General features: G+C 63.0%; 25 protein-coding genes. 13 read left to right on the top strand and 12 right to left on the bottom strand.

What is annotated here, in order from left to right; genetic code table 11:
* The first annotated feature begins 126 nt into the window (after window positions 1-126).
* A complete protein-coding gene (locus GJR99_RS09705) occupies window positions 127-393 on the top strand; it encodes a hypothetical protein (protein ID WP_151111628.1) in 267 nt (88 codons plus the stop codon).
* 26 nt (window positions 394-419) lie between these two features.
* Here the strand turns inward: GJR99_RS09705 and GJR99_RS09700 are convergent, their stop codons facing one another.
* Window positions 420-1,565, bottom strand: a complete 1,146-nt coding sequence (locus tag GJR99_RS09700; protein ID WP_151111626.1) for an NAD(P)/FAD-dependent oxidoreductase — start codon at window positions 1,563-1,565, stop codon at window positions 420-422.
* A gap of 93 nt (window positions 1,566-1,658) precedes the next feature.
* On the opposite strand from GJR99_RS09700, the gene GJR99_RS09695 reads away from it, so the two are divergent.
* Complete coding sequence (locus GJR99_RS09695; protein WP_151111624.1) at window positions 1,659-2,678, top strand: ornithine cyclodeaminase family protein; 1,020 nt, start codon at window positions 1,659-1,661, stop codon at window positions 2,676-2,678.
* A 146-nt stretch (window positions 2,679-2,824) separates the two neighbouring features.
* On the opposite strand, the gene GJR99_RS09690 is transcribed toward GJR99_RS09695, so the two are convergent.
* The 3 genes from GJR99_RS09690 to GJR99_RS09680 form a co-directional block, all read right to left on the bottom strand.
* Window positions 2,825-4,414 carry a tryptophan--tRNA ligase gene (locus GJR99_RS09690; RefSeq protein WP_151111622.1) on the bottom strand — a complete coding sequence of 530 codons (1,590 nt, stop codon included), beginning with the start codon at window positions 4,412-4,414 and terminating at the stop codon, window positions 2,825-2,827.
* On the bottom strand, window positions 4,411-5,475 hold the full coding sequence (endA, locus tag GJR99_RS09685) for a tRNA-intron lyase (RefSeq protein ID WP_151111620.1): 1,065 nt from the start codon (window positions 5,473-5,475) through the stop codon (window positions 4,411-4,413). The genes GJR99_RS09690 and endA overlap by 4 nt, the downstream gene beginning before the upstream one ends.
* Window positions 5,476-5,579: 104 nt before the next feature.
* Window positions 5,580-6,311: an endonuclease NucS domain-containing protein gene (locus GJR99_RS09680; RefSeq protein WP_151111618.1), complete on the bottom strand. Its 732-nt coding sequence runs from the start codon at window positions 6,309-6,311 to the stop codon at window positions 5,580-5,582.
* A 123-nt stretch (window positions 6,312-6,434) separates the two neighbouring features.
* On the opposite strand from GJR99_RS09680, the gene GJR99_RS09675 reads away from it, so the two are divergent.
* On the top strand, window positions 6,435-7,085 hold the full coding sequence (locus tag GJR99_RS09675) for an HAD family hydrolase (protein ID WP_151111616.1): 651 nt from the start codon (window positions 6,435-6,437) through the stop codon (window positions 7,083-7,085).
* A gap of 21 nt (window positions 7,086-7,106) precedes the next feature.
* Here GJR99_RS09675 and GJR99_RS09670 read toward each other — a convergent pair whose 3' ends face one another.
* Window positions 7,107-9,446: a DEAD/DEAH box helicase gene (locus GJR99_RS09670; RefSeq protein ID WP_151111613.1), complete on the bottom strand. Its 2,340-nt coding sequence runs from the start codon at window positions 9,444-9,446 to the stop codon at window positions 7,107-7,109.
* Between the two features lie 571 nt (window positions 9,447-10,017).
* Here GJR99_RS09670 and lipA point away from each other — a divergent pair.
* From lipA to GJR99_RS09640, 6 genes are all read left to right on the top strand, one after another.
* Window positions 10,018-10,953, top strand: coding sequence for a lipoyl synthase (gene lipA / locus GJR99_RS09665; protein ID WP_151111611.1), 936 nt, complete (start codon window positions 10,018-10,020; stop codon window positions 10,951-10,953).
* Window positions 10,954-11,333: 380 nt separating this feature from the next.
* On the top strand, window positions 11,334-12,440 hold the full coding sequence (gene pdhA / locus GJR99_RS09660) for a pyruvate dehydrogenase (acetyl-transferring) E1 component subunit alpha (RefSeq protein WP_151111609.1): 1,107 nt from the start codon (window positions 11,334-11,336) through the stop codon (window positions 12,438-12,440).
* Complete coding sequence (locus tag GJR99_RS09655) at window positions 12,437-13,420, top strand: alpha-ketoacid dehydrogenase subunit beta (RefSeq protein WP_151111607.1); 984 nt, start codon at window positions 12,437-12,439, stop codon at window positions 13,418-13,420. The genes pdhA and GJR99_RS09655 overlap by 4 nt, the downstream gene beginning before the upstream one ends.
* Before the next feature lie 3 nt (window positions 13,421-13,423).
* Window positions 13,424-14,929 (top strand): dihydrolipoamide acetyltransferase family protein, encoded by a 1,506-nt coding sequence (locus GJR99_RS09650; RefSeq protein WP_151111605.1) that lies wholly within the window; start codon window positions 13,424-13,426, stop codon window positions 14,927-14,929.
* Complete coding sequence (lpdA, locus tag GJR99_RS09645; RefSeq protein WP_151111603.1) at window positions 14,929-16,356, top strand: dihydrolipoyl dehydrogenase; 1,428 nt, start codon at window positions 14,929-14,931, stop codon at window positions 16,354-16,356. Before GJR99_RS09650 ends, lpdA begins: the two co-directional genes overlap by 1 nt.
* A 102-nt stretch (window positions 16,357-16,458) precedes the next feature.
* On the top strand, window positions 16,459-16,926 hold the full coding sequence (locus tag GJR99_RS09640) for a hypothetical protein (protein ID WP_151111601.1): 468 nt from the start codon (window positions 16,459-16,461) through the stop codon (window positions 16,924-16,926).
* A gap of 35 nt (window positions 16,927-16,961) precedes the next feature.
* Here GJR99_RS09640 and GJR99_RS09635 read toward each other — a convergent pair whose 3' ends face one another.
* Window positions 16,962-17,153: a hypothetical protein gene (locus GJR99_RS09635; RefSeq protein WP_151111599.1), complete on the bottom strand. Its 192-nt coding sequence runs from the start codon at window positions 17,151-17,153 to the stop codon at window positions 16,962-16,964.
* 109 nt (window positions 17,154-17,262) lie between these two features.
* The gene (serB, locus tag GJR99_RS09630) at window positions 17,263-17,913 is read right to left on the bottom strand and encodes a phosphoserine phosphatase SerB (protein WP_151111597.1); all 651 of its coding nucleotides are present in this window, start codon (window positions 17,911-17,913) and stop codon (window positions 17,263-17,265) included.
* A 162-nt stretch (window positions 17,914-18,075) separates the two neighbouring features.
* Here serB and serA point away from each other — a divergent pair, with 162 nt between their 5' ends.
* Together serA and GJR99_RS09620 are read left to right on the top strand one after the other, a co-directional pair.
* Window positions 18,076-19,653 carry a phosphoglycerate dehydrogenase gene (serA, locus tag GJR99_RS09625; protein WP_151111595.1) on the top strand — a complete coding sequence of 526 codons (1,578 nt, stop codon included), beginning with the start codon at window positions 18,076-18,078 and terminating at the stop codon, window positions 19,651-19,653.
* Between the two features lie 209 nt (window positions 19,654-19,862).
* Window positions 19,863-20,003 carry a hypothetical protein gene (locus GJR99_RS09620; protein WP_154325971.1) on the top strand — a complete coding sequence of 47 codons (141 nt, stop codon included), beginning with the start codon at window positions 19,863-19,865 and terminating at the stop codon, window positions 20,001-20,003.
* A gap of 234 nt (window positions 20,004-20,237) precedes the next feature.
* Here the strand turns inward: GJR99_RS09620 and thrC are convergent, their stop codons facing one another.
* From thrC to GJR99_RS09595, 5 genes are all read right to left on the bottom strand, one after another.
* Window positions 20,238-21,497 (bottom strand): threonine synthase, encoded by a 1,260-nt coding sequence (gene thrC, locus GJR99_RS09615; RefSeq protein ID WP_151111593.1) that lies wholly within the window; start codon window positions 21,495-21,497, stop codon window positions 20,238-20,240.
* Between the two features lie 101 nt (window positions 21,498-21,598).
* Complete coding sequence (locus GJR99_RS09610; RefSeq protein ID WP_151111591.1) at window positions 21,599-21,970, bottom strand: helix-turn-helix domain-containing protein; 372 nt, start codon at window positions 21,968-21,970, stop codon at window positions 21,599-21,601.
* A gap of 158 nt (window positions 21,971-22,128) precedes the next feature.
* A complete protein-coding gene (locus GJR99_RS09605) occupies window positions 22,129-22,368 on the bottom strand; it encodes a hypothetical protein (protein ID WP_151111589.1) in 240 nt (79 codons plus the stop codon).
* Window positions 22,369-22,655: 287 nt separating this feature from the next.
* Window positions 22,656-23,348: a DUF5828 family protein gene (locus GJR99_RS09600; RefSeq protein ID WP_151111587.1), complete on the bottom strand. Its 693-nt coding sequence runs from the start codon at window positions 23,346-23,348 to the stop codon at window positions 22,656-22,658.
* A gap of 109 nt (window positions 23,349-23,457) precedes the next feature.
* On the bottom strand, window positions 23,458-23,667 hold the full coding sequence (locus GJR99_RS09595) for a hypothetical protein (RefSeq protein ID WP_151111585.1): 210 nt from the start codon (window positions 23,665-23,667) through the stop codon (window positions 23,458-23,460).
* Window positions 23,668-23,755: 88 nt separating this feature from the next.
* Between GJR99_RS09595 and GJR99_RS09590 the strand changes: the two genes are divergently transcribed.
* Together GJR99_RS09590 and GJR99_RS09585 are read left to right on the top strand one after the other, a co-directional pair.
* Complete coding sequence (locus GJR99_RS09590) at window positions 23,756-24,136, top strand: cupin domain-containing protein (protein WP_151111583.1); 381 nt, start codon at window positions 23,756-23,758, stop codon at window positions 24,134-24,136.
* Window positions 24,133-24,756, top strand: coding sequence for a hypothetical protein (locus tag GJR99_RS09585; protein WP_151111571.1), 624 nt, complete (start codon window positions 24,133-24,135; stop codon window positions 24,754-24,756). The genes GJR99_RS09590 and GJR99_RS09585 overlap by 4 nt, the downstream gene beginning before the upstream one ends.
* The last annotated feature ends 4 nt before the right edge of the window (window positions 24,757-24,760 follow it).

Raw genomic sequence — 24,760 nt, 5'->3', positions numbered from 1 at the left:
CGCGGTCCGCGGTCGGGTTCGGATGCCATATGCGACCGAATGTGTGAGGCGAGTAAAAATATTGCGCGTCGCGTCGGAGCAAAGATACTTTCATATCGTCGGGCGACGCAGGGGCGACGAAGACGAATGCGCGACTTGATCGCGATACTCTCGGAGATTCGACTCGGTGAAGAGACGTCGCTCATCGTCAAACCACCGAACCGGCCAGACGACAGAGACGACGTCGACGCCACGCTCATCCAGGCCACCCCACCCTACCTGTTCGACGACGGCGAACTCGTCTACCAGATCGTCGAAGACGACGACCGGTACGAAGTACTCGCCTCGAACGACGAGACCGGTTCGTCTCGGACGCTCGGCGAACTGCGGGCGGTCGTGAACATGAGCGCCTAACGAGACGACGCGACGTATCCACCTCCTTACGCGACGTTTTGCTCTGTGAGCGTCTCACCCGACTCGAACCGCTCGAGCGACAGCGGTGAGATGTCCACCTCGCAGGCGTCCTCGCCAAGACACAAGTCTGCCACTGCCTCTCCCGTCGCCGGTGCGTGCTGGAATCCGTGGCCGGAAAAGCCCGCGGCGACGACGAATCCTGGTTCCACCTCGTCCAGAATTGCGTGGTGGTCGGGCGTCACGGCGTACAACCCAGCCCAGCCGTTGCGAATCTTCGTCTCGGGGCCGAAGTACGACGCACAGGCGTCGGCGCGTTCGGTCGCTTCGACTGCCCACTCGATATCCATCGACTCGTCGAACCGGTCGGGGTCGACGTCGGGGTCCGACTCGTCGAAGTGGCCGCCGACGATTGCGGTCCCCTCTCGCTCTGGCCGGAAGTACGACCCCGTGTCGAGGTCGATGGTCAACGGCGCGTCATCGGGGAGGTCACCGTCTGGGTCGACCACCGCAATCTGCCGGCGACGAGGGGCGATTGGCAAGTCGATGTCGGCGAGAGCGGCGACGTGTCTCGACCACGCACCCGCCGCACAGACGACTGCGTCCGCCTCGATGGTCTCGTCGGGCGTCTCGACGGTCCACCCGTCGCCGTCGCGTTCGAGGCCGGCGACAGGGGTGTTGGCTCGAACGTCGCCTCCGGCGTCGCGAACCGCCGCGGCGAACCCCTGTACGGCAGAGTGAGGGTCGGCAATGCCATCGGCGGGCGAGTAGGTGGCCGCGACGAACTCCTCGGCACGGAGTTCAGGGACGAACTCACGAGCCTCCGCTGGGTCGAGGAGGCGACTCGGTGCACCGGCGTCGTTCTGCATCGCGACGTTCGATTCGAACGCTGCGGCCGTCTCCGCAGTCCGCGCGAGGAAGAGATAGCCCGGTCGCCGGTAGTCGATATCGACACCGAATTCGTCGGCGAACGACTCCCAGACGGGGATACTCGAAAGCGAGAGGTCGACGTTCACGCGAGTCGAAAACTGTGTTCGGATACCGCCGGCCGCGCGACCGGTGCTTCCACCGCCGAGCGCCCCTGCCTCGCAGACAGTGACGTCAGCACCGCGTTCGACGAGTGCGTGCGCACAGGCGAGTCCGACCACACCACCGCCGACGATGAGGACGTGCATTGTCGTCTCTGATTTGTCCAGTCATATGAGTGTGACTGTGACATACTACCAAATTCCAATAAGTTCATTTCACTAACGCGAGTACTAACGTGTATGGTTCGGATTCTTTCTGCGCACGTTATCAACGAACTTCTCTCTCTTGCAGAACTCTTCCCAGTCGTCGAAGAAGCGTTCGTCAAGCAGGGACGTGGCGAAGTCGAGCGCCCCCCCAGACCACACTTTCCCGTCGGCATCGACGTCGACGACGGGCGAAACGAAGTCGGCACACTCGAACACGGTGACCACGCCAGCGGCCACTCACCCCTCGGAACCGCGCTGACGATGCCGGCGTACATCCACGGGCGCGAGGTGTACGCGACGAAACTCGCCGCCGTCCACGAACACAACGTCGAACACGGCCTTCCGACGGTGAACGCACAGGTCGTCTTGACCGACGCGACGACCGGCCTCCCACTCGCCTTTCTCGACGGGACGAGCATCACGAGCGCTCGCACCGGGTGCATCGGCGGGTTAGCCGCAGAGTATCTCGCGTCTGACCCGGTTCGACTCGGCGTCCTGGGCGCAGGGACACAGGCACGCTGGCAGACTCGCGCCATCGCAACCGGGTCCGAGGTGGAATCAGTCCGAATCTACGCACCGAGTGACTCTCGAGACGCTTGCGCGGCCGACCTCCGGGACGCCGGAATCCCCGCTGAAGCAGTCGATTCGCCCGAAGCGGCGGTCGAAGACGCGACTGTCGTCGTCACCGCGACGACCAGCACGACTCCCGTCTTCGACGGCGCGTGGTTGGAACCGGGAACGCTCGTCGTCGCCGTCGGTTCCTACACCGAATCGATGCGCGAACTCGACGCGACGACGTTCGACCGGGCCGCACGCGTCTTCGCCGACATCCCCGAGGAAGTCGCGGCCATCGGTGACGTACGCGGGGCAGGTCTCTCGGCGTCGGCGTTGATTCCCCTCTCCGAGGTGTTCGAGGGCGTGGAAGGACGCGAATCACCCGACGAGATTCTGGTCGTCGAGAGCGTCGGCTCTGCAGTTCTCGACGCGGCGGCGGCCGAGTACTTCTACGTGAAAGCCAAAGAACGAGGTGTCGGCGAAGACGTCGGGTTCTAGCAGGTCGGCAGTGCTCAGTTGCTACTGCCGCGTCGTCTTTCAGACGTCACGAGCTGCCGCGTCGCTAGTGCTCCGCGGCTACTTTGTCTCGCTCACGCTCGACAAAACACCGTGAGACGCTTCGCGCCTCACGAGCCGCCGCCTCGCTAGTGCTCCGCGGCGATCCCTCGTCGCTCGGTCTCTAAGTCGATATCGAGCGAGTCGAGAATCTCTTCGGCTTCTTCGCGCTTCTCCTGGTGGTCTTCGAGGAACTCCCGCATCATCGTCGCGGCCTGCTCTTTGCACCCACCGCAGAGACGCTCGCCACCGACACACTCGTCGTACACCTCTTTGGCGAGTTCGTCGTCGTCGCCGGTCAAGAGGTAGGCGTAGAGTTCGTAGACGGGACATTTGTCGGCCTCGCCACCGAGTTCGCGTTGTTCTTCGGCCGTGTCGCGGCCGCCGGTCGTGGCGGATTTGACCTTGTCGTAGCCGTCTTCTGGGTCGTCGAGCAACGAGATGTGACTCGCGGGGATGGACGACGACATCTTGCCGCCCGTGAGGCCGGTCATGAAGCGATGGTAAATCGAGGACGGTGGGATGAACCCGTAGCCACCGTGGTGGGCCTCGACGTCGCGGGCGAGGTCCTCCGCTTCCGCGACGTCGATATCGAAGGCGTCGATGTGCTGGTCGTAGCGCCGTTTCTCGCCGTCTATCTCCTCGATGAGCGCCTCGAACGCCTCGTCGGTCGCCTGCCGCGCGAAGAACCGAATCCGTGGGCGGAGGGGTTCCATCCCGGCGTTTTCGAGTTTCTCGACCGCCGAGTCACGGACGGAGTCGCCGACGAGCAGGCCGGCGGCGTCGAGATTGGCGTCGGCCAACCACTCGGCGGCCTCACCACAGCGCGGCACGTCGGCGTCCTCGGCGTACTCCTCGCGGGCGTCGTAGGCGGCGGCGACGACCGGCCGTTCGTCATCTCTGAGTTCGAACGACGCGAACGCTTCTGTCACTTTGAAGAAGCGCATTCGGGTCGCGAGGTCACGGGCGAAGCGGACGTGTGGGTCCTGGTCGGGGCCGACCGGGATGACCGTCGGTTGCGGGTCGTCCAACTGCGGGTAGAGGATGTCGGCCATCTGCGTGACGACCGACTGCATGTGCGAGATGTTGGTCTCGCCGTCGAACCCGTAGATACCCTCGAACTCCGAGTAGTTGGCCTTCCCACCGAGTTCGAACGCGAGTCGCTGGAGTCGGTCGTTGTCCGACTGTCGGTAGAGTTCGCCCTCCTCGGTGTCGAACCCGAGTGCGATGAGCGACAGCAGGTAGTCGCGACTGTGCTCGTTGATTTCGTCCCACGGGATGCCGCGAGCAGAGTGTGCCTCCATGTCGGCGATGAGGCCGTAGGCGTCGCCACCCTGCTGTTGATGCCAGATGATCTCGTCGAAGACGAGTTTGTGGCCGATGTGGGGGTCGCCCGTCGGCATGAACCCCGAGAGCACGGCGAAGTCGTCGCCGTCGCGCATCGCTTCGAGCACCGGGCGGTAGTCGCGGTGGCCGAAGATGACGCCACGGCGCATCAGGTAGTGCGGGTTCGGCACTTCGTCGAGAATCTCGTCGAACTCTTCGATGCCGAACTCCTCGAACAGTTTTCGGTAGTCGGCGATGGTCGACGAGCCCCACGGGTCGAGGGCGACTTCATCTGCTCCCTCTGCTGTGCCTCCATCGGTGCGGATTCGCTCCGCGGGTTCGTCGTCTCTCATGGCGTAAGCCGACTGACCGAAAGCCAGTCTATCTCTCCTTTGGCGTCGGTCAGCGCAAAAACCATTCGCTTGCGGACACCGCCGGCGAGACGCACGTCCAGAGAGAGGTCACGCGGGACGAACGTGTGGTCGGGCGTGACCACGCGCACGAGGAACTCGGAGTGCGAGAGGTCCGACACCGTCTCGAAGTCGGTGTACACCCGGAAGTCAGACCCGAACTTGAACCCGCTCTTGGGGACCGTCTTCGTCTCTCGAAGTTCGGTGTAGACCGCGAGTCGGCGGTCGAATCGGTCGCCTTCGACGTCGCGTCCGCGGGCGACGACGTCCGACTCGGCGATGTCGAGTGCGTCGCGCCGGGCGAGATACGCCGCTTCTAAGAGCGACAGTTGGAGCGGGCCGCTGTCGGCGTTGCGGCCGTAGAGTCGCTGGCCGTAGAATCCCTGTTGGTAGAGGTGGTCGACGCCGTCCCACAGGAGCGCGCGGTCCGAGAGGAGTTCGGCGTCGAGACCGGACGGGAGGTCCTCGACGGCCGACCCTTCGGGTTCGTAGCCCTCGGTGTCGAAGTAGGTCAAATCGCCGTCTTCGTCCACGATGGCGAGGACGACTTCGCCGGACGAAGTCCGGCGGCCCGCCGAGCTTTGCTCGACGATCTCTCCGAGCGACGAGACCGGAATCGACTCACGCTCGCCGACGACGCGCATCCGGTATTCGACCACCCCATCCCACGGTCCTTTGCCGCGCGGGTAGACGAGAAAATCAGACCCTTCGGGGTCGTCGACGCCGGGCCATCCCTCGCGTGCGGGCGAGAGATAGAATCCCCGGTCACGCAGGTCTTTGTAGACGACGAAGTCGAGTGTGGTGCCAGTTCGCGCGAGCAGTTCGCGCAGTCCCATCCCGTCTACGCCGTCGATATCGCCGCGCGAGAGCAGGTGTGCGGCCTCGACGGGTGCGACCTCGAGGTCGTTTCCGCCGGTTGGCCTCCCGTAGCCACGCGAATCGTGAAACCGCTGTCGGGCGTCGCCTGGGAGGTGGACGACACCGTCTTCGAGGCGTCCTTGCATACCCGAATCGGGGGCGGGCGACGACAAAGGGTCTGCGATGCGGGCGGACCGAACGCTCGGTAAGCGCCATCGCCGAGACCAGTGGCACTCCCTGTAGCGACGACTCATGCGAACTCACACGTCGAGTCGAGACATCGCTGGCCGCGGCCCGTTTCGAATATCGGGAGTCCGCAGTCGCAGTCGTCCACGACGACACCTGCCGGGAGCGAAAACGCCGTCTCACACGCCGGGTACGAGTCGCATCCGGCGAGCAAGCGCCCACCGCGGCGGATGATTCGAAGCGGTGACCCGCAGTCGGGACAGTCCCACTCGCCGTCGAATCGGTCTTTCACGTGGTCGTCCAGCGGGTCGCACTTCCAGTCCACACACACCTCGAAGGCGGCCCCGCGTTCGACTCGCATCGTCGGGAGGCCACAGTCGGCACACGTCGAGTCGAGAACGGTCGCACCGGTGGGAAGCGAGAATTCGACGCCCGAGTCGAGGCCGACGACCGACCCGCCGGTTCGAACGAGCGGTTCGCCGGTGTCGGGATGGCTTCCGACCGGGACACCCGCTTCGCTCGCGGGATACTCGGAGCGACGAGCGGAGTCGTGTGATTCGACGGTGAGCAGTTGGTCGCCGGCACGGGCGACGAGGCCGAACGAGTTCGGTCCTGATTCGACGGTGAGCGAGTCGGCGCGAGTCAACCACGCGACGGGTTGGTAGCCGGAGATGTCGTGGACGAGGACGGTGCGGTCTGGTTTGGCGACGACGACGACACGTCCACGCTGGACGCGGTCGCGTGAGCCTTCGAATCGGACGGTGCAGTCGCCGGCGAAGACGCGGATAGATTCCATGGGCGGGCGTGGTCCCGGATTCCGACTTGAACCTTCGCGCGAAGGTTTTTCTCGGAAGGCGCAGGCGACAAAGTCCACTGCCGCGGCACGAAGGCATTTGTCTGCCGCGGCACAGGTCGAACCATGGACGCAAACGTCGTGTTGTTCGACATGGACGGAGTGCTCGTCGACTCCGAACAGTACTGGCACGCTTTCGAAGACGACTGGGTCTTCGCAGAGGCCATCGAGTCTGGCGACCCCGCCCACGAAGAGATTACGGGGATGAACTTCCGCGAGATATACCACTATCTCGACGAGGCGTACGGAACCACCGTCACGAAGGAGGAGTTCGTCGCCGCGTACGAAGAAAACAGCAAGGACGTCTACGGCGAGAACGTCGTCCTGATGGACGGCGCAGAAGAACTCTTTTCTGACCTCCGGGCGGCGGGGAAGAAGGTCGCCATCGTCTCGTCGGCCCCGCAAGGGTGGATTTCGGTCGTCCGCGAGCGATTCAGTCTCGACCCACTCGACCTCGTCCTCTCTGCGGACGACATCGACGACCCCGGCAAACCCGAACCGCACATCTACGAAACGGCGGCCGAACAGCTCGGCGTCGCGCCCGAAGACTGTGTCGTGGTCGAAGATTCGGTCAACGGTATCGAATCCGCCGCCCGGTCGGGTGCGCACACCATCGCGTATCGCGTGGACCACAACAGGGAGTTAGACCTCTCGCAGGCCGACCAAATCGTAGACGGGCCCGAAGAACTCCGGGCCGCGTTGCTCGGCGAGAACTGAGCGCGTAAAATCGGAGCGCGACTACTCGACGTGAACCGTCTTCGTCTCCCGAATCGGTAAGAGTGGAAGGTCGGGGAACGTCACCTCGACAGTAAAATCGAGTTCGTCGTCCGTCGCGCCGAAGACACCGACGGGGACGACCACTTCGTCTGCGAGATAGCACTCTTTTTGCGACATCTCGACGCCGTTGACGGTGACGCGAATGCCGACCGACCCGCCGCCAGTGGGGTTGGTCACGCGAATATCGTGCATGTTGCTCTCACCGCGAGCGACCGTCTCGGGGAACGCACCCCAGTCGAGTTCGGGTGCAGGGAGGTTCTTTGCGCTCTCGACGACGCGTTCGGCAACGCCCTGCGAGAGTCCTGCGCGCGTGAGTTCTTTCACGCCAGCGTCGACCACCTCGGCGGGCGAGGAGAGTCCACCCGTTGCGAGCGTGCGAGCGCGGCCAGGACCGATACCATCGACTGCCGTGAGCGCCGCGGCGTCGCTGCTGACACCGTTTTCGACGCGTGCTTCGACACGGCGGGCGAGGTTGGCCGCGCGGGCGTCCGCGAAGGTGTCGAGGAACTCACGGAGTGCCGAGAGCAGTCGAAGCGCGTTCTGGCGGATGACCCACGCGTCGCTCCGGAGTTCGCTCGGCGTCGAGTTCGCCATACTCGCGTGGAGAATCGCCAGCACCTTTCGTGGACCGTCTTCGAGTTCGGTCGAGACACCCGTCAGCACCGAGTTCACGGCGTCGACTTCCGACTGCCGGGCCGAGACCTGTCGGAAGTCGGCCGCGCCGGCGACCGTCTCGAGGATGTCGTCGGCCGAGATTCGCTCGCTGTTCGCGAGCGTGGAGAATCGGGTTGCAGTTCCGAGACGCAGGTAGTACTTCGAGGTGAGTCGGCCCAGCGGCGTCGCGTCGATAGAGAGGTCGTCGTCCATCTCGACGAACCCACGGGTGACGAGGCGGTCCAGCACGTCGCGGACGCGAGACCGAAGGTCCTCGAAGTCGTACGCGGACGGGTCCGACTGTGCGCGACGGTAGTAGAACGTCGTCTCCAACCACGACATCACGTCGTCTAAGTCACGAATCGTTCCCATCGCGATTTCGGCGTTGAGATGGGAATCGAGGTCCTCGGCCAGACGCGACTCTATCTCTTTGCCATCGCGGAGCAGTCGACGGTACTTGTTCTGGTCTGCGTGGTCGCAGACGACCCACCCGTAGCCGACGTCGTCGTACCCAGGGCGACCGGCGCGGCCCAGCATCTGGAGGATGTCCAGCGGCGAGATGTCCACTTCGCCTTCGAGCGGGTCGTGATATTTCGTGTCGCGGATGACGACACACCGCGCGGGGAGGTTCACACCCCACGCCAGCGTCGAGGTGGAGAACAAGAGTTGAATCTTCCCCTCTTTGAACCACTCTTCGACCGCCTCGCGGTCGTCGCGGGCGAGGCCAGCGTGGTGGAATCCGACGCCGTCCAAGACGCCTTTTCGGAGCGAGTCGTTGCTGAGTTCTTTCGCCTCGTTGTGGAAGTCGTAGTCACCACGGGACCCGATTGGAACGTCTCGCTTGGCGAGTTCGTCGCGTGCCTTCGCGGCGGCGCGAACCGCGTCCTGTCGGGACGAGACGAAGACGAGTGACTGTCCGCCGTCGCGGATGTGTGGTTCGGCGAGGTCGAACGCTCGGTAGAGTCGACGATACTTGTCCGCGAAGGAGTTGTCTCCGTGTGTGTACGTCTTGACGCCCGCGTGGAGGTCGACGGGCCGGTAGTCGTCACCGAACTCGTAGGTGGTCTCCCGCGGCGCGTCCAGCCACGCCGCGACGTCGTCGATGTTCGGCATCGTCGCAGACAGCGCGACGATTCGTGGGTCGCACAGACGTCGCATCCGCGAGACGGTGACTTCGAGGACGCCACCGCGGGTCTCGGAGTCGAGCAGATGAACTTCGTCGATGACGACGCAGTCGACGTTCTCGATGAACGAATACCGCGCCGAGTCGTGTTTGCGCGTGGCCGAGTCGGTCTTCTCCGGCGTCATCACGAGGATGTCCGCGCGTGCGGCGCGGCGCGGGTTCAAGTCGCGCTCGCCGGTGACGACGTAGACGGAGTAGCCGAGGTTCTCGAACCGCTCCCACTCGGTTTCCTTTTCGGTGGTCAGTGCGCGAAGCGGGGCGATGAACAGCGCCGTCCCGCCGTCACGGAGCGTCTTGCAGATGGCGAGTTCCGCGAGTGCCGTCTTCCCACTGGCAGTGGGTGCCGACGCGACCACGTTGTGGTCGGTGTCGAGGATGCCGGGGAGGGCCTCGCGTTGCATGCGGTTGAACTCCTCGAACCCGAACGCCTCGGCGAATTCGGGAACCGCCTCGGCGACTTTCACAGGGCGCACCTCCGTGTCGAGACAGAGGCCGGAAGCGAGACGAAGACGAAGGTCATACAGGTAGCCGAGTCGTCCGGAGGCAAAGGCGTTTCTCCATCCGGCGGCGGCGCTCGGCGACCGAGTTCTCCAAAAAGACGATTTCGGGACCGTTCAGGGGGTTGTCGTGGTCGATTCGGCGCTTACGCGGCGATGGCGAGGGCGGCGATGAACGACCACTCCGTACCCGCGGTGGCCTCTTGCTTCTTCGATTCGGCCTTCGTCTGGTTGCGGCGGTGTTTCCAGTTCATATCTCTTCTAAATCTTTACTCGAATATAAGTTTTTCAGTTTCCTGATACATCTAACACGGTTTTACATCCACATTGATGGAAAGTCGTGATGAATACGAACCAGACGTTTTGTTTTTCGTGAAAGTAGTGGTCGTTTGGCCGTTTTTGGACAACACCTGCTAGCACGAGACGGTCGGCCGTCAGCAGTCGCTGTGGGACGCAGAAGACGGAGAATCTGTCAACGATTCGACCGACTGCGTGGGTAATGCTCACGTTTTTGCCTGTCGCCTCGTAAGAATTGGGCATGCGCACGCGGCGGAAGCCAGATTGGTTGAAGATGCGACCGCCATCGGGCCGGCGCTTCACCGACATCAAAGCCTCACTTCGGGATAGAAACCTCAACACGGTCTGTGAGGAGGCAAACTGCCCGAACATGGGCGAGTGTTGGAGTGGCCGCGACGGCCCCGGAACGGCGACGTTCATGCTCATGGGCGACCGGTGTTCGCGCGGTTGCAACTTCTGTGACGTCCAGACGGGCGGAATGGAACCACTCGACCCCGACGAACCGAGAAACGTCGCAGACGCAGTCGCGGAAATCGGCCTCGACTACGTCGTCTTGACCTCCGTCGACCGCGACGACCTGCCCGACCAAGGCGCCGGCCACTTCGCACAGACGATTCGAGAGATAAAACGCCGCGACCCCGGCGTCCTCGTCGAAGTGTTGATTCCCGACTTCCAGGGCGAACCCGAACTCGTCCAGAAGATAGTCGACGCCGGCCCCGACGTCATCGCCCACAACATCGAGACGGTCGAACGTCTCCAGTGGCCGATTCGTGACCGCCGCGCGGGCTACGAACAGTCGCTGTCGGTGCTCCAGTACGTCACCGACAACTCGGATATCCACACCAAGACGTCCATCATGCTCGGCCTCGGTGAACACGCCCACGAGGTCTATCAGACGCTTTCAGACCTCCGCGAGGCCGACGTGGACATCGTGACGTTCGGTCAGTATCTCCAACCCTCTCGGACCCACCTCGACGTGTTCGAGTACGTCCATCCCGACGTGTTCGAGACGTGGCGACGGGTCGCCGAAGACGAACTCGACTTCCTCTACTGTGCGTCCGGGCCGATGGTCCGGTCGTCGTACAAGGCGGGCGAACTGTTCGTCGACGCCCTCCTCCGCGACGGGTCGAGTGTCGAAGAGGCCAGACAGGCCGCCCGTGCCGCCGCCGGACAGTAACACGAACACCGACGCTAGTCACCGGCCGCGCCCCACGGTGTCCCAGTCGAACTCTGTCGCGGCACTCCGACAGAGACAGAACATGCCAGATAGTGTCCAGAATCACGGCGAGGTGTGACACCGATGTCAGATTTCGGGCGAGTTTCTTCCGGCATCATCCTGAAACGCTGTCGATATTTCCGATTATTTCTCGGTCAAAGGTAGGTTCTCACTAATGAACATCAGGAAGAATCGTTTAGAAGCCAAAATGTCCAATTTTGGCCAGCGTGAGTTTACATAGCACAGTCAACTCCGCAATATTCCGAACCAAAGTAAATTATATACGAAAACAATATAACGCCAGCGGGAGTCGATTTTTCCATGAACAGGAGGGTTCTCCCGTGAGCGTGCTTCAGCGTGACCCACAGGACCAGGTACGAGTGCTCGATGAGAACGGGGACGTCGTCGGTGAGGTCCCCGACATCGATGACGAAACACTCGTCGATATGTACCGCTACATGCGCCTCGCCCGACACTTCGACACCAGGGCAGTGAGCCTCCAGCGGCAGGGGCGGATGGGAACGTATCCGCCACTGTCGGGACAGGAAGGTGCGCAGATTGCCAGCGCGATCGCGCTGGCCGAAGCCGACTGGATGGTCCCGAGTTACCGCGAACACGGTGCGGCGTTGCTTCGGGGCCTTCCGCTCAAACAGACGCTTCTGTACTGGATGGGCCACGAGAAGGGGAACCAGATGCCCGAAGATGCGAACATCCTCCCGCCCGCAGTCCCCATCGCGTCGCAGATTCCGCACGCGACGGGTGCCGCGTGGGCGCTCAAACTTCAGGAGAAGGCGGACAGAGCGGTCATGGTCTACTTCGGCGATGGGGCGACCTCCGAAGGCGACTTCCACGTCGGACTGAACTTCGCTGGCGTCTTCGACACCCCGAACGTGTTCTTCTGTAACAACAACCAGTGGGCGATTTCCGTCCCACGCGAACGGCAGACGCGTTCGGAGACCATCGCACAGAAGGCGACGGCGTACGGCATCGACGGCGTCCAGGTCGATGGCATGGACCCGCTGGCCGTCTACGCAGTCACGAAAGCAGCACTGGAGAAGGCCAAGAACCCCGCCGAAGGCGAGGGACGGCCCACACTCATCGAGGCAGTTCAGTACCGCTTCGGCGCACACACCACCGCCGACGACCCGACCGTCTACCGCGACGACGAGGAAGTCGAGAAGTGGAAGGCGAAAGACCCGATTCCGCGACTGGAGAAGTTCCTCCGAAAGACAGGCCGACTCGACGACGAGAAGATAGAGGCCATCGAGGCAGAGATCAAACAGCAGGTTGCAGACGCCATCGACGCCGCCGAGTCCGACCCACGGCCGGAGCCGAGCGACATGTTCGACTACACCTACGAGGAGCGGACGCCGGAGATTCAAGCACAGTACGAGGAGTTCGAAGCACTCCGTGAGAAGGTTGGCGACGAGGGATTCCTCAGAGAATGAGTTCACAAAATCTAACTATCGTACAAGCGGTACGGGACGGTCTCTACACCGAAATGAACCTCGACGACGAGGTGTTGGTGATGGGCGAAGACGTCGGGAAGAACGGCGGTGTCTTCCGCGCGACCGAAGGCCTCTGGAACGAGTTCGGTGACGACCGAGTCATCGACACGCCCCTCGCAGAGTCCGGCATCATCGGCACGGCCGTCGGGATGGCCGCGATGGGTCTCAAACCGATTCCAGAGATTCAGTTCTCCGGGTTCATGTACCCCGGATTCGACCAAATCGTCAGCCACATGGCGCGGTTCCGCACCCGCACTCGCGGGCGGTACACGCTCCCGATGGTCCTGCGCGCACCCTACGGCGGCGGCATTCGCGCACCCGAATCGCACTCCGAGTCCAAAGAGATGTTCTACGCGCACGAGGCGGGCCTGAAGGTCGTCATCCCCTCGACGCCGTACGACACGAAGGGACTGCTCATCTCCGCGATTCGCGACCCTGACCCGGTCATCTTCCTCGAACCCAAACTCATCTACCGCGCGTTCCGCGGAGACGTTCCCGAAGAGGACTACACGGTTCCGCTCGGTGAGGCGGCCGTCCGCCGCGAAGGGTCGGACGTGTCGGTGTTCACCTACGGCGCGATGACGCGCCCGACGCTCGAAGCGGCCGAGAACCTCGCAGAAGAGGGTATCGACGCCGAGGTCATCGACCTGCGAACCATCTCGCCGCTCGACCGCGAGGCAGTCGTCGAGTCGTTCAAGAAGACCGGTCGTGCGGTCGTCGTCCACGAGGCCCCCAAGACCGGTGGCCTCGGCGGCGAAATCACGGCTATCGTCCAAGAAGAAGCGCTCCTCTACCAGGAAGCGCCCGTAAAGCGCGTCGCAGGGTACGACGTTCCGTACCCCCTGTACGCACTGGAAGACTACTACCTCCCGTCGGTCGCCCGCATCGAAGACGGCGTTCGAGAGACGGTGAGCTTCTGAACAATGGCACTCAAGGAATTCAAACTGCCCGACGTCGGAGAAGGCGTCGCGGAAGGCGAACTCGTAACGTGGCACGTCGCACCGGGCGACGAAGTGACCGAAGACCAGGTACTCGCAGAAGTCGAGACCGACAAAGCGCTCGTCGACGTCCCCTCGCCGTTCAACGGGACGGTGAGCGAACTCCTCGCCGACGAAGGCGAGATGGTCCCCGTCGGCAACGTCATCATCACCATCCAGGTCGGTGGCGACGAGGCCGAAGAAGCCGAATCGACTGACGCAGCGGCGGCGGTCGAAGCAGAACCCGAAGAAGCCACAGAAGCAGAAGAGACAGTCGACACCGGCGGACGCGTGTTCGCTTCGCCGAGCGTCCGACGTCTCTCCCGTGAACTCGGCGTCGAACTCTCGGCTATCGACGGAAGCGGCCCGAGTGGGCGCGTGACCGAAGGCGACGTTCGTGCGGCCGCCGAGAGCGAAGAAGACGGAGAGGAAGCAGACGAAGGCCCACGAAGCGTCGAAATCAACGGTCAGTCCGCGACGACGACGTCCGACTCGGGAACTGCCGTGTCGGCCGAGAGTGCCGACCGAGACAAGACGCTAGCCGCGCCCGCGACTCGGGCACTGGCCAAGGAGAAAGGCGTCGATATCGACGCCGTCCCTGCGACGGAGACGCGCGACGGCGAAGCGTTCGTCTCGCCCGAGGCCGTCGCCGAGTACGCCGAGGCCCAGCGCGAAGCGCAGGTCGCAGACGCCGAAGCAGTCTCCGCCGAACCCGAAGCGGGCACCGCGACGTCTGCCGCCGAAGCGGGTCCCGTCGCCGGCGAACGCGTCCCGTTCAAAGGCGTCCGCAAGGCCATCGCAGACCAGATGCAGCGCTCGAAGTACACCGCACCGCACGTCACTCACCACGACGAAGTCGACGTGACGGAACTCGTCGAACTGCGCTCGCAACTCAAGCCAGTCGCCGAAGAGCGTGACACGAAACTCACCTACATGCCGTTCGTGATGAAGGCGGTCATCGCGGCGCTGAAGGACTTCCCGTACATCAACTCGCAACTCGACGAGGAGAACGAGGAGATCGTCCTCCGCGAAGACTACAACATCGGTGTCGCAACCGCGACGGACGCCGGCCTCATGGTTCCGGTCATCCACGACGCCGACCGCAAGGGCATGCTCCAGATTGCCGACGAGATGAACGAACTCGTGGAGAAGGCTCGCACCCGCAAGATTTCGCCCGGCGAGATGCGCGGTGGTACCTTCACCATCACCAACATCGGCGGCATCGGCGGTGAGTACGCCACCCCCATCATCAACTATCCCGAGGTGGCGATTCTCGCTCTCGGTGCGATAAAGGACAAACCACGCGTGGTCGACGGTGAAATCGTGCCGCGGAAGGTACTCACCCTCTCGCTGTCGTTCGACCACCGTATCGTCGATGGCGCACAGGGAGCTCGGTTCACTAATCGCCTCAAGGAACTACTTGAAGACCCCAAACTGCTAGTGCTAGAGTAATGGTTGTTGGAGATATCGCAACAGGAACTGACGTCCTCGTCATCGGTGCTGGACCGGGTGGGTACGTCGCTGCAATCCGTGCTGCACAGAAAGGTCTCGACACGACGCTCGTCGAAAAAGACGCCTACGGTGGCACCTGTCTGAACTACGGGTGTATCCCGTCGAAGGCGCTCATCACGAGTTCGAACCTCGCCCACGAGGCGGGCAACGCCGAGGAGATGGGTATCCACGCAGACCCCGTCGTGGACATGTCGCAACTGCGCGACTGGAAAGACGGTGTCGTCGACCAACTGACCGGCGGCGTCGAGAAGTTGTGTAAAGCAAACGGCGTCAACCTCGTCGAGGGAACCGCCCGATTCAAAGACGAAAACGCCGTGCGAATCGCCCACGGCGGCGAAGGCCAAGGTTCGGAGACCATCGAGTTCGAACACTGTATCATCGCCACCGGGTCGCGCGTCATCCAGATTCCGGGGTTCGACTTCGAAGACGAACACGTGTGGTCGTCTCGCGACGCCCTCGCCACGGACACCGTCCCGGACCGCCTCGTCGTGGTCGGCGGCGGGTACATCGGTATGGAGCTCTCGACGACGTTCGCCAAACTCGGTGCCGACGTGACCGTCGTCGAGATGCTCGACGACATCCTCCCTGGCTACGAATCTGACGTCGCCCGCGTCGTCCGCAAGCGTGCCGAGGAACTCGGTATCGACCTCAACTTCGGCGAAGGTGCGAGCGGATGGCGCGAAGAAGACGACGGCATCATGGTGACCACCGAGACCGAAGACGGCGAAGAAAACGAGTACCGCGCCGACAAGGTCTTGGTTGCGGTCGGACGCTCGCCCGTCACCGACACGATGGAACTCGAAAACGCCGGTCTCGAAGCCGACGACCGAGGCTTCCTCGGTGTGGACGAGTTCATGCGAACCGACGTCGAACACATCTACGCAGTGGGTGACGTCGTCGCCTCCTCGCCGATGCTGGCGCACGCCGCCTCGAAAGAGGGCATCGTCGCCGCCGAGCACATCGCCGGCGAACCCGTCGCCTTCGACAATCAGGCCGTCCCGGCGGCCGTCTTCACCGACCCCGAAATCGGAACGGTCGGCATGACCGAAGACGAGGCCGAAGAAGCGGGCTTCACGCCCGCCGTCGGTCAGATGCCCTTCCGCGCCTCCGGTCGTGCCCTCACCACGGGTCACGCCGATGGCTTCGTCCGCATCGTCGCCGACGAAGACTCTGGATTCGTACTCGGCGCGCAAATCGTCGGCCCAGAAGCCTCCGAGTTAGTCGCCGAAGTCGCCCTCGCAATCGAGATGGGCGCGACGCTCGAAGACGTCGCGTCGACCATCCACACGCACCCGACGCTCGCCGAAGCGGTCATGGAGGCCGCAGAGAACGCACTGGGTGAGGCGATTCACACGCTGAATCGGTAACCCAGTTACCGACACTCAATTCGGTTTTTTCTGCAGAGTCGCTCGCTGTGAACGCCGGTCACACCAGAGAGTATTTGGCAGAATTCTACGAGTTCCTACTAGATGGTCTCGTTGACACGTCGGGAGGCCCTCCGACTCGGCGGTGTCGCGCTCACTGGTGGACTCGCTGGGTGTACCGCCGATTCGAAGGAGTCGTCGCAGGTGCCGCGACTCGGCGAACTCGACGTGCTCAACTACGACCCGACTCCTCACACGGTACACGTCGTCCTGCTGGACGATTCTGAGCCAGTGTACTGGGCTTCAGAGGACGTCCCCCCGGCCAAGAACGGCGAACTCGGCGGTGCCGAATTCGTCGACTTCCCGACTGAACCCGGTGCGTACGTCCTCCACGTCCGCGCCGACGACCAGCCAACGTCCGAGTGGGAACAGTTCGACTTCGGTGAGTACGGAGTCGACTGTCTCGGTATTCAAATCAAAATCGGGCACGTCGACCAGACCGCCGCCAGCGACGTGTCTATCTGGAAAACGACGAACGCCCGCGTCTGTGAGACAGCGGACTCCACGGAATAGCCGCCGCACCACACGCAGAACTAGTTCTCCACTCGTTATTCGCTATCCAACCACCACAGCGCAAGTATCGTCCCCACCACTGCCACGGCAGCAGGGAGCGATTTGTCGATGCCGAGTGTGCGGAAGTCGAAGAGGACCACACCCTCGAACTGGGCGGCGAGGGCGAGGGCTACGAAGACGAACCCCGCCACCCACAGCTCGGGTGTGTTGACGTCACTGATTGACATGAATACTGATACGACGGGAATCGTGATAAACGTTAGCAGCACCCAATGGTCGCCGGCGTCCGGAGCGTGACGGCTCAGAAAGAGCGCGCGCCAGCGGGAGCCGGAGACGCTACTCGTCGTCTGCGTCGAGGATGTCGTACCCCTCGAACACGTTTCCGAGACGGTCCATGGAGGCGACGACGACGTCGCAGGCGGGGCGAACTGCGTCTTTGGGGACGAATCCAACCGAGAGGCCGGCGACTTCGAGCATCGGCAGGTCGTTCGCACCGTCACCGACGGCGACCGTTCGGTCCATCGCGACGTCGTGTTCGGCGGCGTAGTTCTCTAACGCCGTGTCTTTCGTGCCCTCGATGAGCGACCCTTCGACGTCGCCAGTGAGTCGGCCACCCTTCACGGGCAGGTGGTTCGAGACGATGTCGTCGACTTCGACGCCCTCTTTTTCCAGTGCACGCTCGACGCCGCGTTTGAACCCGCCGGTGAAGATGGCGACGTGGTGGCCGTAGTCGCGGAGTCGCTGGATGAGGTCGGCCGCACCGGGGCGGAGTTCGACTTCGCCGTAGGCTTCCTCGGCGAGTTCCTCTTCGAGTCCTTCGAGGAGGCGGGCGCGCGAGCGCAGACTCTCCGCGTAGCTAATCTCGTCGTTCATTGCGCGTTCGGTGATGTCTGCCATCTCGTCTGCGGTGCCGTTTCGCTTACCGAGGAGGACGGTCATCTCCGAGTCCGAGAGCGTGCCGTCGAAGTCGAAGGCGATGATTCGCATACGTGCCCGTCGTTCCCGTGGGGTTTCAAAGCTTCCGCGTCGGCAGAATCACCCACGTCGTGACGACGAATCGAGACGTGGAGAATCGTGTGAGACACTCTCATTGTCACGATATCGGCCGTTGTGGCAACTCTTAACCCCCGTGAGTTTGTCCCTACCCGCATGAAGGTACTCGTCACGGACCCAATCGCCGATGCGGGTCTGGACAGACTTCGTGAGGCTGGGTACGAAGTAGAGACCGCGTACGACGTCGAAGGTGACGCGCTGCTCGAAGCCATCTCCGACGCGAACGGACTCATCGTCCGCTCTGGAACAGAGGTCACCGCCGAAGTGTTCGATGCGGCACCCGACCTCGTCATCGTCGGCCGTGCCGGTATCGGTGTCGACAACATCGACATCGACGCCGCGACCGAACACGGAGTCATCGTCGCCAACGCACCCGAAGGGAACGTCCGCGCCGCCGCCGAGCACACGGTCGCGATGGGCTTCGCCGCCGCGCGCTCGATTCCGCAGGCACACGCTCGCCTCAAGAACGGCGAGTGGGCCAAGTCTGACTACCTCGGCAACGAGGTCAACGGCAAGACCCTCGGCGTCGTCGGCCTCGGTCGCGTCGGCCAAGAGGTCGCAAAGAAGTTCCACGCGCTCGGGATGGACATCGTCGCGTACGACCCGTACATCGGTGAGGAACGCGCCGAACAGCTCGGTGCCGAACTCGTGAAGTTCGACGAGTGTCTCTCTCGTGCGGACTTCCTGACGGTCCACACGCCGCTGACCCCCGAGACGGAAGGACTCATCTCCACCGACGAACTCGAGACGATGGGCAGCGGCTACCTCATCAACTGCGCTCGCGGTGGCGTCGTCGACGAGGCGGCCCTCGCAGAGGCAGTCGACGCAGGTGTCCTCGACGGCGCCGCTGTCGACGTGTTCGCCGACGAACCCGTCTCGCCGGACAACCCACTCCTCTCCGTCGACGACGTCGTCGTCACGCCCCACCTCGGGGCGTCTACCTCGGCCGCACAGGAGAACGTCGCCGTCTCGACGGCCGACCAGGTCGTCGCCGCACTCCGCGAAGAACCCGTGATGAACGCGCTGAACGCGCCCTCGGTCGACGAGAGCGCCTTCCCGCGTATCCGACCCTACATCGAACTCGCGGAGACCGCCGGCAAGATTGCCGCGCAACTTCTCGAAGGTCGCCTCGGCGAAGTCGAAGTCAGCTATCACGGTGACATCGCCGCCGAAGACCTCGAACTCGTCACGGCCTCCGCGCTGAAAGGCGTCTTCACGCCGCTCGAATGGCAGGTCAACGCCGTCAACGCCCCGCAGATTGCGAAAGAACGCGGCATCGAGGTCACCGAGTCGAAGTCCCGACAGTCCGAGGACTTCCAGAGTCTCGTGACGGTCACCGTCCGCAACGGCGACGAAGAGATGACCATCTCCGGGACGCTCTTCGCCGGTGACGACCCACGCATCGTCCGCATCAACGGCTACCGTCTCGACGCCATCCCACACGGCCAGATGCTCGTCGCACGCAACTACGACAAACCAGGCGTCATCGGCTTCATCGGCACCGTTCTCGGTGAGAACGACGTCAACATCGCAGGGATGTTCAACGCCCGCCGCGCCAAGGCCGGTGGCGAGGCACTCACCGTCTACAACCTCGACGACGAGGTTACAGAGGAGGTCCGCGAAAAACTCCTCGGAGACGACCGTATCATCGACGTCGCCGCCATCACCCTCTAAGCAGGGCCGACGGCGACCGAAGCAGTTCCTTACGCACGTCTGACCGTCCGCACCACTCGCGTCGCAACAGTGCGGACTGCCGACCGAACCGCGGCCAGTTTTCTTCTTCGCATCGACCGACTCTGTGAGTTTCGTGGCCGAGTGGTACGTCCACGAGGTGTCGTTCCGACAGCGTCCTGTCGAGTGATTTCTGCCAACAGTCGTTCGTAGTGGTCGATGATATCCTGTTGATTCTCGTTCAACGAGTCGAGGCGGTCCTTGAGGTGAGCGTTCGCGCGCCGAAGCGCCTCGTTCTCGCGCCGAAGCGACGACACGTCTCGTACGGGAGCGTCCACTGTATCCCGACGTGACGAGGTACTCTGCTGCGGAGTTCGGCCAGTGGTGGTTCTGTTTGGAGGGTGTGTTCGCGACCCGGCCCCATCCGTGCTGATGGTCCCGGTCGGCAGACTGCTGAACGACATCGTGTGGTATGTAGTACCACAGTATCAAAAGGATGTGTCAGACGAACAACTGACGCTCGTCAGCGGCCGCAAACCGGGGAGATGGCCGAACGATTCGGCCGGTCGAACGCTCCGCCGCTCCGCTTACTCTGCGAGGTGTTCGAGTACTGCGTCGGTGTCGTTCGGCACGGGTTCGGGTTCGTTGCCGGCGGCGAACGCCGCGTCGGGGTCTTTCAGCAGGTGGCCCGTCGTGAGACAGACGACCTGTTCGTCTTCGTCGATAGTGCCGTCTTCACGGAGTTTGCGGAGGCCAGCGACCGAGGCGGCCGAAGCGGGTTCGACGCCGACGCCTTCGCCGGCGAGGTCACGCTGTGCCGCGGTGATTTCGTCGTCCGAGACGGCAACGGCGGTTCCACCCGTCTCACGGATGCCGGGGAGTGCCTTCGGCGCGTTGACCGGGTTGCCGATGCGGATGGCGGTGGCGATGGTTTCGACCTCGTCCCAGCGGCGCGTCTCGTCCCAGTCGTTCTCGATGGCTTCGACCATCGGTGCCGCACCCTCGGCCTGTACGCCCGTCAGTTTCGGCACGTCTTCGGGGTCGAGTGCGCCCGACTGGACGAGTTCACGGAACGCTTTGTAGAGCGCCGAGGTGTTGCCCGCGTTGCCGACGGGGAGGACGATGCGGTCCGGGTAGGTGCCGTAGTCCTCGTGGAACTCTTCGAGAATCTCGAGGCCGATGGTCTTCTGGCCTTCGAGGCGGAAGGGGTTCAGCGAGTTGAGGAGGTACACCTCACCGCGGGCGGCGAGGTCTTGGACGATGTCGAGACAGGAGTCGAAGTTTCCGTCGACTTCGAGGATGCGTGCGTCGTGGAGTGCTGCCTGTGCAATCTTCCCGGCGGCGACTTTGCCGGCGGGCAAGAGCACGAGCGTCTCCATCCCGCCGCGAGCGCCGTAGGCCGCGAGCGCCGCCGAGGTGTTTCCGGTCGAAGCGCAGGCCAGACGACCGACACCGAGTTCCTTCGCGACGCGGACGCCGACGGTCATGCCGCGGTCTTTGAACGACCCGGTGGGGTTCATCCCCTCGTGTTTGATACGGAGCGTCTCGACGCCGATGTCGGATTCGAGGCGCGGGACTTCGTGCAGCGGGGTCGCACCCTCGGGGAGCGAGACGCCTTCTTCGAACGGGAGGGCGGCGTTGTAACGCCAGACGCCGCGGCCCTCGAAGTCGTCCCACGTCGCCGGGGACGAATAGCGGACTTCGAGCAGTCCGTCACAGTGGTCGCACGTGTAGCGTACGTCGTCGAACGGTGCGAACTGTTCGCCGCACTCGATACAGTCGAGCCACACGCCGTCGTCCGCGACGGCCGGCTCTTCGGGGGCGGGTGCCGTAAGTTCGAGACTCATTGCTCGGGCGGTGGTACCAGAGGGACAAAAGCAGGTGGGTTTGGGCGGCACCTGCCGGTCGAGACGCGTCGAAATCGAGTCAGAAAGAACCGCGTGCTGGTCTACGACTCCCCGAAGGCGTCGATTCGAGCGTGGACGTCGTCGGCCCACTCGTCCAGCGCGGCGTGCATCATCTCCTTGGCGTCTGGAAGCGGCGTCGCAGTGTACTGATAGACGTACCCGCCGGGGTCCAGCAGTCGGCGCTTTCGCTCGGCGAGTCCTTTGTCGAGGAGCGTCGTCAGCGACCGGTTGACGTTACTCCGGTCACGTTCGAGGACCTCCGCCAGTTCCGCGACGGTGCTTCCTGGGTTGTCGAGAAGTGCGAGATACGTCCGACTCTCGTGGCTCTGGATTCCGAAGACACACGCGAGAACGTGCCCGAAGTTCGGGTCGTCGGTCTCCATCAAATCTTCCATATCCGGTGCATCAGCCATGCACATCTGTTCGCTGTGCGTCGGATTAAACCCTCACCTACCGGAGAACAGACTGTCGCGCACAGAGAACCCCTGACCACCGGAGACGACGGTTTCGTCGCCGCAGACGACACGTTTCGCCGGTGTATCCCCGCATTCGAGAAATTCGGCTGGGACGCTTACTCGTCTCTCGCGTATCCCATCTTCACCACGCAGTTCCGCATCCCGTCTTCGTCTTCGTGTTTGTGGAGCGTCGTCGGCGTGTCACAGTAGAATATCGACCCATCGTGCCGGAGTGTCACTTCGTGAGTTCCGCCGAGCATCTCTGCACGGACGACGATACGCCGCCCCTCGCGGAGCGCGTCGAGAATCTCGTCTACAGTCAGTTCTCCGGACTCGATGCGGAGTGGTTCGGCCATACCATCACATGTCGGGCGAGGGGTATCAGTATTATCGAAATGAGACACGTGTGCGCGTCGAACAGCAGACCGTGTGGTGACGACAGAATCGGGAGAACGGCAGAGTCGACGGCGTGCACTCAGTTCGTCGTTCACCCCCAAATCCACGACGAGTCTACCGCGTACACCACCGCACTCAGTTCGTCGTTCACCCCCAAATCCACGACGAGTCTACCGCGTACACCACCGCACTCAGTTCGTCGTTCACCCCCAAATCCACGACGAGTCTACCGCGTACACCACCGCACTCAGTTCGTCGTGGATTTGGACCGCTTTTCTTGGTCTGTCACTGGCACTTCGACGCCTTCGACCGCTTCCGCGACCTCGGTTTGTTTTTCCGTGTCGATGTGCCAGCGGTCGACCTCGTCTTCGAAGTTTCGGAGCGTCTCGGACACCTGTGCCTTCAGGTCGTCGTCGTTGACGTTCACCTCGAAGACGAACTGTTCGTCACCCGACCCGCGGCCGACCTGCTGGATGTTGGCGCTGATGAGTTCGTTGTCGAAGTAGTACGGTGCGAGTTGCGTCATCACCTTTCGGTACACCGTGTCCTCGACCTTTCGAAGCGCCTTCCGTCCGGCGGAGTCCGCAGCACGGGCGACGTAGTTTATCGAGTCTTGCCACGACTCGACGGCCCCCTCGTCGTCGCCCTCTTCTACCTTCTCGTAGGAGCGCGACAGTTTCTTCCCAGCCGTCTTGAGGTCCTCGTTCGGCGCCTTCCCTTTCTTCTCACCTTCACCCTCGCCGACGCTTGCCTGCTTGGCAGTCTTTTGGTTTACGTCCTCACCAAGACGCTCGTGCGACTTCGGTCGCCACTCGTTCCAGTCGTCGAAGGGCCGACCTTCGACGTCGGCCTCGCGGAGCGCACGGGTGATTCGCTCCCCGTGTTCGACGACCTCGCCCCAAGAGCCCCGGCGTTTGAACCCGGAGATACTCTCTTCCATGTCGTTGTCTGGACTACGTGCCAAGGGATAAAAATACTCCGTCAGCTACTCTCACGGGCACGAAATTCAGAGATTCCTGTAGAACTCGGTGAGTGCCGTCGCGAAATGCTCAGCGATTACCGTAGATGACGCGCTCAGCGAAGTTGTCGAGGCGCGTCGAGATACCTTCGAACCATGCACCGGGCGAGACCGTCCGGAGTTCTGATTCGTCGAGTTCTATCTTCTCGTCCCCGAGCGGGTCGCGGTCGCCAGTCGTGGTCGCGTCGACGACGGTCGTCATCGAACACCGACCACACGCCTCGCGTTTCTGGCCTGCCATACGCCCCTTGTTAGTAATCATCACGAATAAACCTTGGTTTCCCAGTGGTCGCGACGGGCTTATAGGGACGAACGTGTTGCTCCGTCTCATGGGATATCACGTCGTGGATACGGACGAGGTTGAACCAGTTCCAGACCGACCGTGCGAACTCCGACGCATCGGCGTCGAAGGTGGCTTAGAGAACTTCGCGCTCAACCAGTTCCGGGCAGAACCTGGCGAGCAAGTGCCGCTGAAGTACCACTACCACACCGAACAGCAGGAGGCGTTCTACGTTCTCTCGGGCACGCTGTTCGTCGAGACGCCCGACGAGACGTTCGAAGTTTCGGCCGGCGACCTCTTCGTGGCCGACCCCGAAAGCCCGCATCGCGCACACAACCCAGACGACGCGAGCGAAGCGGTGGACATCCTCGCTATCGGCGCACCCGCCGTCTCCGGTGACGCCGAGGCGTACGACCCCGACGAGAGATGAGCGACGTGGAACGGTCCGGTGCCGGTGACGATTCGAACGCTGGTGAGGCGGCCATCGACGCACCCGAGTGGGACGATACCTACCTCGACCGGGTGAGCGACCGCCTCATGTTCAACTACGACCTCGAGAAGGACTACGCGGTCCACGGTGAACGGTTCGACCTCTACGGGTCGATGCGGATGGAGACGCGCAAGCAGTTCATGCATCCCTCCATCAACTACGCGAACCACCACGCGAAGGAGTATCTGTTCGCCCGGCGCGTCGAGACGGCGACGGTCGCAGAACTCCAACGACTCGTCGAGTTGGGCCACGAACTCGCAGACGAGTGGGTCGCACCGAGTCCAGAACACTTCGGGACGGACTTCACGTTCGTCCTCGTCGCCCCCGACATCCCCGACGACGTGTACGACTTCGTCGCCGACTTTTCGGACCGGAAACTCATCAAGTTCGGCTACCACGGACACTTCGAGATGAACGTCGCCGTCGTCGCCCCCGACGACGAGACGGCCATCGCGAGTCGAAACGCAGACTCTGTCGAAGCGTTCACCCTCTGGACGGACGTCTCTCCGACGAGTTCGAGAGGAATCGTGCAGCGGCTCGTCGACCGATTGCGTCGATAAAAGA

The organism is Haloferax marinum (assembly GCF_009674625.1).
Classification (GTDB): domain Archaea; phylum Halobacteriota; class Halobacteria; order Halobacteriales; family Haloferacaceae; genus Haloferax; species Haloferax marinum.
Note: the sequence above shows the minus strand (reverse complement) of the source record. Positions and strands in the feature narration are given on the sequence as shown.